14 protein-coding genes are annotated in these 14,660 nt (G+C 60.9%); 9 read left to right on the forward strand and 5 right to left on the reverse strand.

Annotation, left to right across the window (positions count from 1 at the left end; all coding sequences use genetic code 11):
• Positions 1 to 183: 183 nt before the first annotated feature.
• Positions 184 to 1,020, reverse strand: coding sequence for an HAD-IIB family hydrolase (locus tag HMPREF9452_RS08160; RefSeq protein WP_009141666.1), 837 nt, complete (start codon positions 1,018 to 1,020; stop codon positions 184 to 186).
• Positions 1,021 to 1,584: 564 nt separating this feature from the next.
• On the opposite strand from HMPREF9452_RS08160, the gene HMPREF9452_RS08165 reads away from it, so the two are divergent.
• The 3 genes from HMPREF9452_RS08165 (at position 1,585) to argH (ending at position 4,599) form a co-directional block, all read left to right on the forward strand.
• Positions 1,585 to 2,871 carry an argininosuccinate synthase gene (locus tag HMPREF9452_RS08165; RefSeq protein WP_009141667.1) on the forward strand — a complete coding sequence of 429 codons (1,287 nt, stop codon included), beginning with the start codon at positions 1,585 to 1,587 and terminating at the stop codon, positions 2,869 to 2,871.
• Between the two features lie 9 nt (positions 2,872 to 2,880).
• Positions 2,881 to 3,093, forward strand: a complete 213-nt coding sequence (locus HMPREF9452_RS08170; protein ID WP_009141668.1) for a hypothetical protein — start codon at positions 2,881 to 2,883, stop codon at positions 3,091 to 3,093.
• Positions 3,094 to 3,171: 78 nt separating this feature from the next.
• On the forward strand, positions 3,172 to 4,599 hold the full coding sequence (argH, locus tag HMPREF9452_RS08175; protein ID WP_009141669.1) for an argininosuccinate lyase: 1,428 nt from the start codon (positions 3,172 to 3,174) through the stop codon (positions 4,597 to 4,599).
• Positions 4,600 to 4,748: 149 nt separating this feature from the next.
• Here the strand turns inward: argH and HMPREF9452_RS08180 are convergent, their stop codons facing one another.
• The 3 genes from HMPREF9452_RS08180 to HMPREF9452_RS08190 form a co-directional block, all read right to left on the reverse strand.
• Entirely contained in the window at positions 4,749 to 5,243 is a 495-nt protein-coding gene (locus HMPREF9452_RS08180; RefSeq protein ID WP_009141670.1) for a hypothetical protein, read from the reverse strand.
• Between the two features lie 70 nt (positions 5,244 to 5,313).
• Entirely contained in the window at positions 5,314 to 5,775 is a 462-nt protein-coding gene (locus HMPREF9452_RS08185) for a hypothetical protein (RefSeq protein ID WP_009141671.1), read from the reverse strand.
• Between the two features lie 38 nt (positions 5,776 to 5,813).
• Positions 5,814 to 6,197, reverse strand: a complete 384-nt coding sequence (locus HMPREF9452_RS08190; protein ID WP_009141672.1) for a hypothetical protein — start codon at positions 6,195 to 6,197, stop codon at positions 5,814 to 5,816.
• Between the two features lie 276 nt (positions 6,198 to 6,473).
• On the opposite strand from HMPREF9452_RS08190, the gene ndk reads away from it, so the two are divergent.
• Together ndk and HMPREF9452_RS08200 are read left to right on the forward strand one after the other, a co-directional pair.
• Positions 6,474 to 6,878: a nucleoside-diphosphate kinase gene (gene ndk, locus HMPREF9452_RS08195; RefSeq protein ID WP_009141673.1), complete on the forward strand. Its 405-nt coding sequence runs from the start codon at positions 6,474 to 6,476 to the stop codon at positions 6,876 to 6,878.
• A gap of 102 nt (positions 6,879 to 6,980) precedes the next feature.
• Positions 6,981 to 8,390: an L-cysteine desulfidase family protein gene (locus HMPREF9452_RS08200; protein WP_009141674.1), complete on the forward strand. Its 1,410-nt coding sequence runs from the start codon at positions 6,981 to 6,983 to the stop codon at positions 8,388 to 8,390.
• Between the two features lie 165 nt (positions 8,391 to 8,555).
• Here the strand turns inward: HMPREF9452_RS08200 and HMPREF9452_RS08205 are convergent, their stop codons facing one another.
• On the reverse strand, positions 8,556 to 9,329 hold the full coding sequence (locus HMPREF9452_RS08205) for an HAD family hydrolase (protein ID WP_009141675.1): 774 nt from the start codon (positions 9,327 to 9,329) through the stop codon (positions 8,556 to 8,558).
• Between the two features lie 420 nt (positions 9,330 to 9,749).
• Here HMPREF9452_RS08205 and rpsA point away from each other — a divergent pair, with 420 nt between their 5' ends.
• The 4 genes from rpsA to HMPREF9452_RS08225 all read left to right on the forward strand — a co-directional run bounded on the left by rpsA (position 9,750) and on the right by HMPREF9452_RS08225 (position 14,637).
• On the forward strand, positions 9,750 to 10,931 hold the full coding sequence (rpsA, locus tag HMPREF9452_RS08210; RefSeq protein ID WP_009141676.1) for a 30S ribosomal protein S1: 1,182 nt from the start codon (positions 9,750 to 9,752) through the stop codon (positions 10,929 to 10,931).
• A gap of 212 nt (positions 10,932 to 11,143) precedes the next feature.
• A complete protein-coding gene (locus HMPREF9452_RS08215) occupies positions 11,144 to 11,827 on the forward strand; it encodes an HAD hydrolase-like protein (RefSeq protein ID WP_009141677.1) in 684 nt (227 codons plus the stop codon).
• Positions 11,828 to 11,927: 100 nt separating this feature from the next.
• Positions 11,928 to 13,343: a Sapep family Mn(2+)-dependent dipeptidase gene (locus tag HMPREF9452_RS08220; RefSeq protein ID WP_009141678.1), complete on the forward strand. Its 1,416-nt coding sequence runs from the start codon at positions 11,928 to 11,930 to the stop codon at positions 13,341 to 13,343.
• A 358-nt stretch (positions 13,344 to 13,701) separates the two neighbouring features.
• Entirely contained in the window at positions 13,702 to 14,637 is a 936-nt protein-coding gene (locus HMPREF9452_RS08225; RefSeq protein ID WP_009141679.1) for a phosphate ABC transporter substrate-binding protein, read from the forward strand.
• The last annotated feature ends 23 nt before the right edge of the window (positions 14,638 to 14,660 follow it).

The raw sequence follows: 14,660 nt of genomic DNA on the forward strand, positions 1-14,660 counted from the left end.
CGATCCAATACCGATGTGAAACGGGGTATTAAATCGTGCCATTTTAGACGTTCAAAACGGCATTCTGTAATACACGCGGACGCAGGGTGGGGCCAGCGACGCTTTCGGCTCCGTCCAGCCTGGTTGCCATGGTTGCCGCGGCCGGCGGGCGCAGGACGGGCTCGGCGGCCCGCGGCCCGGCGCCTACTTGACCGGGACCGCCTCGATGATGCGGTCGAGAACGGTCAGCACGCCCTCTTCCATGTTGCTGGGCGCCAGGAACATGCCGTGATCATGCATGTGCTCGGCAGCGTTGCCCATAACGTAGCTGTGGCCAACAATGTCCAGCATGGGGATGTCGTTATAGGTATCGCCAAAGGCGGCGATGTCTGCCAGGTCCACTCCTGCGTGCTCGGCGAGGCGACGCATACCCGAGCCCTTGTCGATACCGATGTTCATGAAGTCGATCCACTCGGCTCCCGCGCAGGTCACATAGAGCTTGTCACCAAATTCTGGCTGGTAGATGGTATCGAACTGCTCTTTGCTGTTCCACGTGGGATAGTAGACCGAGACCTTGTTGGCATCAACGTCCAAGCCCTCGAAGCTCTCCAGGTAGTTGATCGCCTTGTAGTAGATGCTGACTTCGCTGTGGTGCTCGTAGTCGCGGGCAAGGGCGTATGCCTCGTCGTACGCGCAGAGAACGGGCACGCCTTCGCCTGATTCCACAACGCGTGTAAGGACCGACCGGTACAATTCCACATCCATTTTGTCTTTATAGATGGGATTGTCGTTCACATAGACGTTGGCTCCGTTGTCGCAGACCATCGCCATGCGTGCGTGGTTGCTGGGGAACGAGAGGCGAAGCGCCGGCGCGGGGCGTCCGCTTGCCGCGCAAAACAGGATGCCGCGCTCGTAGAGGGCGTCGATGCGCTCGGCGATTCCCACGGGCATGGATTTGTCATCATGGAGTAAGGTGAGGTCCATATCCGTGGCGACGATCTTGATGCTCGCGAGGTTCTGATCTTCCAAATAGCTTTTCATAGTTCCCCCATACGTGAAAAGAAATAGAAACAAAAAAGAATGCATCTTGCATCTCGTCTGCTTTAGCGTAATATAGCGACAACGCGAATTGGTTGACGAATTGACCGTTTATCGAAAAGTACCAACCATTTGCGATTTGGTAATTGCGACGTCTTTTAGGCAAGGAGCGGACGAGTGAACACGGCACTGGCTACATATGAGGGCATGGCGATGTGCGCCATCCTGCCCAGCCAGAATGCTGCCGACAGCGCCGCACGACGCCAGCGTGCAATTTCCCGACGACGATAACGTTGTCTCTGTTTGCATGGAGGTTGCGGCCAGCACGCCAAGATGACCTCCGCAGAGTCTAACTGAGTTCGCCGGGGGTTCTTCTCTCGTAAGCTTACATGCCGGCTGCTGCCGTAGTGCGCGCGCATGCTTGCGGGAAATGTTGCAACATCCATATCCCTATAGGGCTCCAGTAGGCTCGTCCCACAACGCCGCATCCTCAATAAGCAGGGTGAGGGCAAGACGTGTACGTAACACAGCAGGCGGGGGGCCTGCGAAGTCGAAAGGACGATTCCCATGAGCAAGGAGAAAGTTGTACTCGCGTATTCCGGCGGTCTGGACACCTCTGTCTGCGTCAAGTGGCTGCAGGAGGAAATGAACCTCGACGTCATCGCCGTTCTGGGCAACGTTGGCCAGGAGCATGACGGCCTTGAGAAGATCAAGGAAAAGGCCCTGTCCCTGGGCGTTGTCGCCTGCGAGGTTGTCGACATGCGCCAGGAGTTTGTGGATCAGTACGTCTCTTGCGCCATCGCCGCCAACGCCATGTATGAGAACAAGTACCCGCTGCTCTCCGCCCTGTCTCGTCCGCTGATCTCCGCCCATCTGGTCCAGGCCGCCCACAAGTACGGTGCCACCTGCATTGCCCACGGCTGCACCGGCAAGGGTAACGACCAGGTCCGCTTCGAGACCTCCATTATGACGCTCGATCCCTTCCTCAAGGTTATCGCCCCTGTTCGCGAGTGGGATTTGGGCATGCGTCCGGACGAGATCGCCTACGCCAAGAAGCGCGGCGTGCCGGTGCCCGTGACCACCGAGGCTCCCTATTCCATCGATGACAACCTGTGGGGCCGCGCCATCGAGGCGGGCGTTCTCGAGGATCCCTGGAACGAGCCGCCGGCGGACATCTGGACCATGACCGTCGACCCCGCTGAGGCCCCGGACACCCCCACCTACGTCGAGGTTGGTTTTGAGAAGGGTATTCCCTGCAGCCTGGATGGCGAGAAGATGGGCATGGTCGAGCTTATCGAGAAGATGAACAGGATCGCCGGCGAGAACGGCTACGGCCGCATCGACATGATCGAGAACCGCTACGTGGGCTTGAAGTCCCGCGAGTGCTACGAGGTTCCCGCCGGTCTCGCCCTTATCGCCGCCCATAAGGCGCTTGAGGACCTGTGCCTGGAGCGCGACGTGCTGCACGCCAAGCTGAGCCTTGAGCAGGCATGGGCGGACCAGGTCTACAACGGCCGCTGGTTCTCTCCCTACAAGCAGGCTATCGACGCCTTCATGGCCAGCGCCCAGGATATGGTGAGCGGCACCATCAAGCTCAAGTTCTATAAGGGTTCCTGCGTGGTCGCCGGCCGCAAGAGCGCCTGCGCTCTGTATGACCAGAACCTGGCCACCTATGACAACGACGACGCCTTTGACCAGAAGGCCGCCAAGGGCTTCATCGACATCCAGGCCCTGTCCCTCAAGACCTGGGCGATCAAGAAGTCCCAGGTTGCCCAGCAGCAGGAGGCCTCGTCCGTAAAGCTCGACGTTGTCTCCGGCACCTGCCCCGCGTGCGACCAGGCCGTCAACTACTAAGGGGGAGCCATGTTCGCATTCAACGTTAACCAGGAGAAGGTCTCCCATATTCCCTACACGCTTAAAGAGTGGGCGCGCGAGCAGGGTCCCAAGACTCTGGTCCGCGAGATGGAGCTGGACCGTGCCCAGAGCGCGGAAAGGGCCTGGGGCGACTACACGCTGAAGGGCTGGGCGAACCACCATGGCGCTCACACGCAGCTGGTTGCACTTGGGTATTGCTAGTTTTTAGCGGGGCCGCCTTCGCGACGGCCCCGTTGCCGTACATCCGGCAAGGCCGGAGAATGAGAAAGGGTTGAGGTCATGGCATTGTGGGGCGGAAGGTTCGAAGGCGGCGTAGCTACTTCCACGCAGGAGTTTGGCGCGTCGCTGCCGGTCGACAAGCACCTCTACAAACAGGATATCGCCGGATCTAAGGCGCACGCCGGTATGCTGGCCAAGCAGGGCATCATTAGCGACTCGGATGCCCAGGCTATAGCGGAGGGCCTTGACCAGATCGAGGCCCAGATAGACGCCGGCGACTTTGTCTTCGACATCAACGACGAGGACATTCACATGGCGATCGAAAGCGAGCTTACGCGGCGCATCGGCGAGGCTGGCAAGCGCCTGCATACCGGTCGCTCTCGCAACGATCAGGTAGCGACCGATACCCGCCTTGCCGTGAAGGCCTTGACCAAGGACCTTATGGAGGCGAACCTCAACCTTCGCCACGTTCTGGTGGAGGCAGCAGAGGCGAATAAGAAGGCGATACTTCCCGGCATGACGCACCTGCAGCATGCTCAGCCCGTGCTGTTCTCGCATCATCTTCTGGCGTATTACTGGATGTTCACGCGCGACTACAAGCGCATAGTCGCCGCGTTCGAAGCCGCAGACGCCTCGCCGCTGGGCGCCGCCGCGCTTGCCGGCACCACTTATCCGCTCGACCGCGTGGCGTCCGCCCACGCCATGGGCTTCAAGCAGATCATCCCCAACTCGCTCGACGCCGTGTCCGACCGTGACTTCCTGCTCGATTTGCACTTCGCCTGCTCGACCATGGCCATGCACCTTTCGCGCCTGGCCGAGGAGATCGTGCTGTGGAGCAGCTCCGAGTTCGGCTTCATCACGCTGTCAGATTCCTTCTCCACCGGCTCTTCTATCATGCCGCAGAAGAAGAACCCCGATTTCGCCGAGCTTATCCGCGGCAAGACCGGCCGTGTCTACGGCAACCTGGTCCAGCTGCTGGTTACCTGCAAGGGCCTGCCGCTGGCCTACAACAAGGACCTGCAGGAGGACAAGGAGGGCGCCCTGGACTCCGCCCACACGCTTGCCCAGTGCCTTTCCGTCATGTCCGGCATGATCTCGACCATGACCGTCAACGCGGACGCTATGCGCGCCGCCTGCAAGGTGGGCCACCTTGCCGCGACCGACGTGGCCGACTACCTGGCCAAGCGCGGTATGCCGTTTCGCGAGGCGCACGCCGTGGTGGGCCATCTGGTGTTGGAGTGCGACAAGCGCGGTTGCCAGCTGGACGATCTGCCGCTTGAGGTCTTCAAGGAGGCGAGCCCGCTGTTTGGCGCGGATATCACCTCTGCTTTGGACATCGACGCCATCGTCGCGGCGCGCACCACGCAGGGCGGCACCGCGCCCACGGCGGTTGCCGAGCAGATGCGCCTGGTCCGTGCGTCCTACACCGCGGACGAGGCCTACCTGGAAGGATTGCCCTACATTGTCCCCATGGGGCAGGGCGCGTAGCGTTTGTTTTACTTCTTATGGGTGCGCCCTTGTGTGCGGGCGCGCCCTTTTTCATTCACGCAGAAGGGTGAGCGCGCTATTACGACTGAGGGAGGATGCGACGCTGTCATTCCCCTTGTCTCTAAGGCGCGCCTTGCGGCCTGCCGGGGCTATCTGTAGAGCACTGCTTCTTTTCCCTCGAAACGGATGTAGACGGCTCCTTCATGCCCGTCGAATCCCATGTGGTTATAGAGCACGTAGAACTCACCAGAGGGTTCAGTCTCTTCTGGCGAGCCTCCCGACGGATATGAGTAATCTAGCGGGTACAGGTAATACAGGTTGGGGACGCTTCCCGCAACTGCCGTGCCAGAACTGGCGTAGTCTTCATGGCCCTCGCTGTCTATTTCCATAAGGGAATAGCTAAACCCCTGCCCGCCCTCTTCTTCGGGGTCGCCGTAGCATTTGAAATGAGACGGACCGGCATAGTCTTCGAAGCCGCCTTTGGCCAATCTAATAGTGAACTGGCCATTTGGATCGAAGCCGTTGGCTAGGCCATCGCGAGCGAGATTGTATTGATGGATGCAGACAATGGAGAAGAGCGTGAGGCCTGCGATGCCGATTACGCAGGCTATCGCTATGATCCGTTTGGTTGCTTTTCGCTTCATTGTGCTGCTCCAAAAGTCGTGGCTATGCTCTGACCATTTATGACTCTTTATATCACGTTTACGTGCGCTTCTACGAAGTCGCCGGTATCTCGATGCCGCTTGCTCCCAGCATCTCTTCTTCTGCCGCTAGGGCTTCGTCGCCTGTGAGCACGGTTGCGAAGGACGAAGCTTCTTTCTGTGCGATCTCCAGGTAATCGCGGTACGCCTCATCGCTTAGGCTTCCGTTTTGATAATCCTGTTCAATCTGCTCAATGGCCGCCTGCGCTCCGCTGTTTGAATCCTCGTCCCCGTTAGGGGGCAGTTTCTTGACCGCGGTGGTGACGTCATCTGTCGTGACGTTGCGATTGTCCTCAAGCTCGCTTGGGTTAACGTACGCGTCGCCCTCCCCAGCTTGCTTCCACGCGCCCGAGGAGCAGCCCAGAATGTAATAGTGGTCTCCTTCGGTGTTGTATGAGGATCCATCTGGAATGGAATAGAGGAAGAGCAGGTAGCTGTCGCCCTGGTTTAGCTCTGGGGCGGAGTTGTTGAGCATCTCAACGTATGTTCCTCGTCCGCCTGGGGTGCGAAGCGTTATGTCTCCTTGCCTTTTGTATATGCAGGCGAGCCCTTAAGGACGCTATCGACCTTGAACGTGCGGTCGGTGAAAAAGCGCGGGTCTGCATCTTCATGCACGGGCTTAACCAGCAGCGAGGCTCCTTCGCTGACGATTGTTCCGGTGACAATGAGACCTGCTCGCGCTGCGGCATCGTCCAAACTGTAACTTGGGTCCGCCTCCGTTAGTTCTTGGACAAGAAGGGGTTCGGGCAAATTAGCATCGGTGCCTCGTGTCTGCTGGGCGGAATCGGTGCCGGAGGGCGTGGGGGAGGGCGTTTTGAGCAAGAGCGAGCCTCCTGCCAAGACGGCGATGCAAGCCACCGCGGCGATGCAGAGATTGCGAGCGCGTGATTGAGCCATGACGTCCTCCTTTGCGAGATGGGTTGAAGCTGCGGCGACAGATTGCCGATCTGCGACGCTTGTTAAGCAGTATTCCCACGGAGAAAAAATATCATCTCAGTACGAGCAATTTCTATATCAACCCTCTCCCGCACTTGCGGTCGCGTGGTTGTGTGCGAAGGCGGGGGGTGAGGGACGAGATGTCTGCACTTCTCAATGAACGCCTACCGAAAAGGTGGGTATAAGGGGACGAGGATTTCTGTCCACGCTTCTAATCCCAATACACAGGAGAGACCCATGGCAGTTGAAAAGACGTTTTGCATGCTTAAGCCGGACGCCGTGCGCGATCGCAAGATGGGCCGCATCATCGATAGGATCGAGGCCTCCGGTCTGGTAATCGAGCGCATGGAGATGTGCGAGCTCACGCGTTCCCTTGCAGAGGAGCACTATGCGCACCTGGCTGCAGAGCCGTTCTTTGGCAGGATCGTAGACTTTATGACCGGCGGTCCCGTGGTCAAGATGGTCCTGAGCGGCCCTAACGCGGTGGCAAAGCTTCGTGCGCTCATGGGGGCGACCGACCCGCTCAAAGCGGCGCCGGGCACTATCCGCGCGGACTTTGCCCTTGAGACGAGCTCCAACGTTATCCACGGTTCCGATAGCGTTGAGAACGCGGAGATAGAGATCAAGCGATTCTTTGGCTAGGATAATCGCCCCGCTGCCCGATTCGGTAGCGGGGCGATTTTATACATTCTGGATGAAACTCGTACAATAGTGACCGAACTGCTTACAAGCGAGGAGGTCGTCGTGGCAGACAACACCGTAGAGAACGATATCAACCAGATGGACGAGCGCCAGCGCGATGAGGCCCTGTGCGATCTGCTGAACAGCGAGCTCATCTGTGCGCTGGGCTGCACCGAACCCATCGCCGTGGCATATGCGGCGGCGCTTGCCCGCTTGGTGCTGGGGTGCGAGCCGGAGACGCTCGAGATTGAGTGCTCGGGCAACATCATCAAAAACGTCAAGAGCGTGACCGTGCCCAACTCCGACGGCATGCGCGGTGTTGAGGCGGCGGCGGTGCTGGGTGCCGTGGGCGGAAACGCCGCGGCGGCGCTCGAGGTGCTGGAGACCGTGACGGATGCCGATCGCGCCCATGCTCGCGAGCTGCTTGCCAAACCGGATTATTGCGATGTTGAGCTGGTCGAGGGCGTGCCCAACTTATATATAGAGGTTCATGCTAGGGCTTTGGGCCATGTTGCCGAGGTTGCTATTTCCGAACACCACACCAATGTGGTCCGCTGCATGCGCGACGGCGTGCCGGCGACGCAGCTGTGCCCGGCGGCGCGTGGCGGCGACGTGGTGGATGCGTGCTCTGGTACCTGCGCGCTCATGGCCGCCGCAACTCCGCAAGATGGGGAGCAGAAGCGGGAGGCTGAGCTTTCTCGCCCCTTGGGCGGGCTCTCGATGGACGTCATTTTGGACTTTGCCGAGTCCGGTGACATTTCGTTCGCGAGAGAGGCTTTGGAGCGCCAGCTTACCCTTAACAAGGACATCTCGGACGAGGGTCTGGCCAACGCTTGGGGCGCCGAGGTTGGCCGCACGCTGCTCGCCACGCGCGGCGACGATGTTGCCTGCCGTGCCCGCGCTCGCGCCGCCGCTGGGTCGGATGCCCGCATGAGCGGCTGCGCTTTGCCGGTCACCATTGTCTGCGGGTCCGGCAACCAGGGCATCACCTGCGCCATGCCGGTGTTCACCTATGCAGAGGATCTGGGTATCGACCGCGAGCGCACCCTGCGGGCCCTGGCGCTGGCGGACCTGGTCGCCATCCACACCAAGAGCTATATCGGAGCGCTCTCGGCGTTTTGCGGCGTGGTGTGCGCGGCGTGCGGCGCGGGCGCGGCCATAGCCTGGATGCGCGGAGGTAGCCGCGAGCAGATTGGCGCGACCGTGGTGAACACGCTGGGTAATGTGGGCGGCATCGTGTGCGATGGCGCCAAGGCGAGCTGCGCCGCCAAGATCTCCGCCGCCGTCGACGCTGCCATCCTGGGGTGCGATATGGCGCTGGCGGATCGCGGTTTCCGCGCGGGCGAGGGCGTGGTGCAGGACACCGTTGAGGAGACCATCGCCGCTATGGGCTACGTGGGCCGTGTTGGTATGAAGGATACCGACGTTGAGATCTTGAACATCATGATTGGCAAGACCGAGGTCGATGCATAGGCGCGCGCCGTCTTCATGCAACACCCTCGTCCAAGGACTCGGTGGGTGAACGGGCCCGGCACCAAAGGGGATAAGCCTTGAGGTGCCGGGCCCGTGCTTTTAGCGGGGGAGCAGTGGGGGAGAGCGCGATCGCGATCGAAAGGCCGCTTCTTGAGCGCTGCCTGACTAGACGTTGGATGCGTGGGCGTTGGCTGCGGCCGCCTGCTCCCGGCGCTCGTAGAAGCGCTCCTCGATCTCGTTGAAGCTGTCGGCGAACTTGGCCATGGAGCCGGCCCAGGTGGCGCGCACGGGCGTGCCGTTGCCAACATAAGCGGTTTGTATGCCGCAGTCGGGCGAGGGGAAGTCGCGGCGGGGGTCGTTGCCGACCATAAGGACCTCTTGGGGCTCAAGGCCCATCTTGGCGATGCTGGCAAGGTAATAGTCTGCCGTGGGCTTGCAGCGCGTGCTGTTTTCCATGGTGGTGACCAGCTCAAAGGGCATATCGAGCATGTCGCCCCAGCCCATGCGGCACTCGATGCACGCGCGGCTGAAGCTGGGGTTGGTGAGCAGCGCGCAGCGAAGTCCGCGCGAGGCGACGGCGTCGATAGCCTCGCGCGCGCCCTCGCGGGGGCGGGCGTTTATGATGCCGTCGTTTTTGCCGGGCAGAATCTCGCGCTCGTAATAGGTAAGCACATCTGCTATGACGGGGTCGCACAGCGGAACGCCGCACCTGCGCTCGATCTGCTTTTGGAAGAATGCCAGGTTGGTGTCATCATCGTTGCGCTCTCCGTTGTTGAGGGCGTAGAGCGCGGCGCCAAACGTCGCGAACATGGAAAGCGGGCTCTTGCGGGCGATGTCCGCCAGCAGCGCCGCCTCGTCGCGTGCGAAGACGGCAATGAAAGCGCTCAGGTTGATGCTGAGCAGCGTATCATCCATATCGAAAACCACGGCTTTGAGCACGGGTACCTCCCTTTGGCGCCGACAGGGGCGACTGCGGCTGGTCAATACGTCATGTGTACCCAGTATGGTAGGGGCTAACGCGAGCGATGTCCCCTTACGGTTTTATAAGGTTTTGACGGCGGGGCCCAGGCGCCCCCGATCGAGGGGAGGCGGGGCGGTGCGCGTTAACAAGGTGGAAATAGCTAACAAAAGTCATAGATGTTTTTTGAACCGCCCGCGTAAAACTCGTGCATTACGCTTGAAAATGTGGTCGAATCCTCGTATCCTAGATGAACGTGAATGCAAACGCTTCACATACGTATCTGTCGGCCCCCGAGTATGTTCCAAACAGTGAGCAAATGCGCCAGGGCGCTCGTCCCCGCAGGCGTTCATCTGCAGGTCCTAGCAATCGGGGCCCCGTAGTTCGAAAGGGGTCCACCTTTGAGTGAGATTCAGAACTCGTCCATCTTCTCCCTCGACGATGTCAACGAGGAGGAGATGAACAGCCTTATCGACGGTACCATCACCGATTTCGATGAGGGCGATCTCGTTAACGGCACTGTCGTCAAGATCGAGCATGACGAGGTGCTCGTTGACATCGGATTCAAGTCCGAGGGCGTCATTCCCGTCCGCGAGCTCTCCATCCGCAAGGACGCTAACCCTGCAGACATCGTCTCCCTGGGCGATCCCATCGAGGCCCTGGTTCTCCAGAAGGAGGACAAGGACGGCCGTCTGGTTCTCTCCAAGAAGCGTGCCGAGTACGAGCGTGCTTGGAACCGCATCGAGGAGAAGTTCAACGCCGGCGAGAACGTCGAGGGCGAGGTTATCGAGGTCGTCAAGGGTGGTCTTATCCTCGACATCGGCCTGCGCGGCTTCCTGCCCGCTTCCCTGGTCGACCTTCGCCGCGTGAAGGACCTCACCTCCTACATGGGCACCTCCATCGAGGCCCGCGTCATCGAGATGGATCGCAACCGCAACAACGTCGTTCTTTCCCGCCGCGTGGTTCTCGAGGAGTCCCGCAAGGCCGAGCGCTCCGAGATCCTCTCCAAGCTCAAGAGCGGCATGCGCCTCAAGGGCACCGTTTCCTCCATCGTGGACTTCGGCGCCTTCGTGGACCTGGGCGGCATCGACGGCCTGATCCACATCTCCGAGCTCTCCTGGAACCACGTCAACCACCCCTCCGAGGTCGTCAAGGTCGGCCAGGAGGTCGAGGTCGAGGTTCTGGATGTCGACCTCAACCGCGAGCGCATCTCCCTTGGTCTCAAGCAGACCACCGAGGATCCGTGGCGCGCACTCGTCAAGAAGTACCCCGTGGGCGCTATCGTCGAGGGTACCGTCACCAAGCTCGTGCCCTTCGGCGCGTTCGTTGACCTTGGTGAGGGCATCGAGGGCCTGGTCCACATCTCCGAGATGGCTAACAAGCACGTTGACCAGCCCAGCCAGGTTACCCACGTGGGCGACACCGTCCAGGTGAAGGTCATGGAGATCGACCTCGACCGTCGTCGCATCTCCCTGTCCATGAAGTCCGCTGCCGAGACCCTCGGCGTGGAGATCGAGGTCACCCCGCTTCCTTCCGAGAAGAAGGACGACGAGGCTGAGGCCGAGGCTGCCGACGCCGAGTAGCCTGCATCCTAGCTATCGCTAGCAATCATGCGCAAGAAGACCCTCGGGATAGGCTCCCGGGGGTCTTTTTATGCGCGCGTAAAATCATGGCAAGAAATGGCCAGCAGGTGCTTTGCTGCGTTTTGTGCGGGTAGAATCGCTTGACTGCTACGAGTTTTCTATTGCGCGCCGCCATGTCCCATCAGGGTTGGCGCGCGCCTGAAAGGGGAGTAATGTCCGATTCAAATCGCGTGGCGAGGGCTCCTCGCCCGCTGAGCGAGTACCCGGTGGTGCTCTTTGATTTCGATGGCACCGTTGCCGATACGCAGCCAGCCATCTTCCGCGTCGCCATCCAGACCATGCGCGAGCACGGCTATGATCCCGATCCTTCCAAGATGCTCAGCATGATAGGCCCTCCCCTTGAAGATGGCTTTGCCCTGGTATGTGGTATGGATAAAGACGAGGCCCGTGAATGCGCCGATGCGTATCGCGAGCTATTCTCCCGCACCGTTACTCCGGACGAGTTCCCGTTGATGCCCGGCATGCGCGAGCTGCTGGATGGCCTTGTGGCCTCTGGTCGCAGGGTGGCGGTCGCAACCTCGCGCATGGAGGCGTCCGCTCAAGAGATGGTCGCTTCTCTCGGCCTCACGCAGTTCGAGGCCGTTATCGGCCGCGTCCACGGGGTTCGCTACTCAAAGGCGGAGTCCATCGAAGGCGCCCTGCAGGCCCTGCGCGTACCCGCTCGCGATGCCGTCATGGTGGGCGACCGCATGCATGACGTTATCGGCGCGCGCGAATGGGAGATCCCGTGCATCGGCCTGTATTCCGGCGCGGCGTACCCCGGCGAGCTCGAGGAGGCGGGCGCCGTCGCAACCTGCCATTCCGTTAAGGAGCTCGCGCAGCTTCTTGGCTTGTAGGGTGCGTTTTGGCGCTTGCGCGGCCGGCTGCGCAGCTTGGTACGGGTAAGATAGTGGGCAGCATGTACTGAAACCAGTTTGATTGTGAGGATCAACCTCTATGGATACAGAGCTTATGGGGCGTATCGAGGCATATGTGGACGAGGTCTGGGAGGACGTTGTCGCCGATATCTCCAACTTGGTGAGCCATCCTTCCATTGCCGATTCCTCGGCGGCTACGGCTGGCGCGCCGTTTGGCGAGCATGTCCGCGGCGCGCTCGACTGCGCGCTTTCCATCGCTGAGCGCTTGGGCTATACGGTTGGCGAGGACGAGGGCTACGTTGGCTTTGCCGATGTGCCGGGTGAGAGCGAGCAGCAGATCGCCACCATCGCCCATGTGGACGTGGTCCCTGCCGGCCCCGGTTGGGCGACCGATCCGTTCAAGATGGAGCGTCGCGAGGGCTGGCTGCTGGGCCGCGGCGTTATCGACGATAAGGGTCCCGCGGTACTCTCACTCTATGCCGGAGCTTTCTTGCTGCGCGAGAACATCAAACCCCGTTACACCTTCCGCGCGCTGCTTGGTTGCGACGAGGAAGTGGGCATGACCGACGTGCACCATTACCTGGAGCACCATGACCACCCGCTGTTCCTCTTCACGCCGGACGCCGAGTTCCCCGTCTGCAATGCCGAGAAGGGCTGTTTCGGCGCTACCTTTACCACCGCGCCCGTCTCCGGCGGTCTTATCCGCTCTTGGAGCGGCGCCGAGGCGACCAACGCTATTCCCGGCGAGTCCGTTATCGAGCTCGCTATCGACGCGGCGAATCTGCCTGCTCCCGCCGCCAACGCCGACCGTTTGCAGGTCGTCTCGGTCGAGCCCGGCGTCAGCCGTATCGTGGCGCACGGCATCGGAGGCCATGCGTCCTTGCCTGAGGGTACCGTCAACGCGATCGCCCTCATCGTCGGCTACCTGCGCGAGTCCGGCGTTCTCGGCGACGCCGCCGCGTCCGCGCTCGACCTTCTCGCTCAGATACATCTCGACGCGGCGGGCACGGGTCTTGGCATCGCTACGCAGAGCCCTGCCTTTGGTCCCTTGACCTGCAGCGCGGGCACCGTGCGTGTTTTGGACGACGGCCGCATCGAGCAGACTATCGATGTGAGGTTCCCGGACAGCATCGATGCGGACGAGCTGGCTCGGCGTTGCCGCGAGCTCGCCCTGCGCTACGGCGGCGCGGTCGAGACTTCTCGCGCCAAGCCGCCCTTCTCCGTCGACGCGTCCTCGCCTCAGGTGCAGACCCTGATCGACATCTACAACGGCGTCACGGGCCGCAACGCCAAGCCGTTTGCCATAGGCGGCGGCACCTATGCGCGCAACTTCAAGAGCGCCGTCTCCTTTGGTCCGGAGGACAACCAGCTGGTCTTGCCCGATTGGGCGGGTACCATGCACGGTCCCAACGAGGCCGCCAAGGAGAGCCTGCTGCGCGAGGCCCTCAAGATGTATATCATGGCCATCCTGCAGCTTATGGAGCTTGATTACTAGTCGGGTGTTTGCCTGGGCGGGTTGGTCGCTTGGACCGGTGCGGGGGAGTGCCAAGGAGCGCTCGTCCATAAACTAATATATGGTCAACTTATGATTGCGCTATGCCCGCTGCGCGCGGGGAAGAGCGCGGTAGGGGCGTCGGCGTTATCGGCGCCCCTCTTTTGTAAGCTGGCTGTAAATCGATGGTTTGAACAGGGTAATGCTTGGTCAAAAGCAAGTAATGACCTGCAAACGCGCTCATTTCTTCCGTGAACGAACGATATCTTACTTAATCGAAGAGCGGACGGGCGGCATGGGGTCGCACCGCACCGCACCGCGCGCCCCATCCTCGGCGCCGTTCATTCTCGGAAGGAGAACCATGTTCGCATATAACTGCTCTCGTCGTCAGTTCCTCGGTCTCGCCGGTGGCGTCGCCGCTTTCGCCGGTCTCGGTCTTGCCGGTTGCGGCAACTCCTCTACTCCCGCCGCTGGTTCCGCTGAGGACACCGCCGCTTCCACCCTTACCGGTGAGGTGACCTACGACGGAGCATCCTCGTTCCAGGCGCTCGTCGAGGCTGCCGCTGAGAAGTTCATGGACGAGAACCCCGACGTTTCCGTTTCCGGTTCCGGCAACGGTTCCGGTACCGGCCTGACCGCCGTTGCCGCCGGCACCGTCACCATCGGTAACTCCGACGTCTTCGCCGAGGAGAAGCTCGAGGCCGCCGACGCCGAGAAGCTCGTCGACCATGAGGTCGCCGTCGTGGGCATGGGCCCTGTGGTCTCCAAGAACGTCACCGTCGACGACCTTACCCTCGAGCAGCTCAAGGGTATCTTCTCCGGCACTATCACCAACTGGTCCGAAGTTGGCGGCGACGACGCTCAGATCGTCGTCCTCAACCGTAAGGCCGGCTCCGGTACCCGCGCCACCTTTGAGTCCGCTGTCTTTGGCGACGAGGAGAACACCTTCAAAGGCGACGCCGAGCTCGACAAGTCCGGCGACGTCCAGACCCAGATCGCCGCTACCGACAACGCGATTTCTTACCTTGACTTCTCCCACTTCGATGACTCCAAGTTCAACGCCATCAAGGTTGGCGGCGTGGAGCCCAAGAGCGAGAACGTCTACGACAACTCCTTTGTCATCTGGGCTACCGAGCACATGTACTGCGCCAAGGACGCCGATGAGGCTACCACCGCTTTCCTGGAGTACATGCTTTCCGACGAGGTCCAGGGCTCCCTGGTCGAGGAGCAGGGCTTCATCCCCGTCTCCGAGATGAAGGTCACCAAGGACGCTTCCGGCAAGGTTTCCACCAAGTAATAGAAGCCCGTTAGAAGAGGAAG

This window comes from Collinsella tanakaei YIT 12063, from assembly GCF_000225705.1.
Classification (GTDB): Bacteria; Actinomycetota; Coriobacteriia; order Coriobacteriales; family Coriobacteriaceae; genus Collinsella; species Collinsella tanakaei.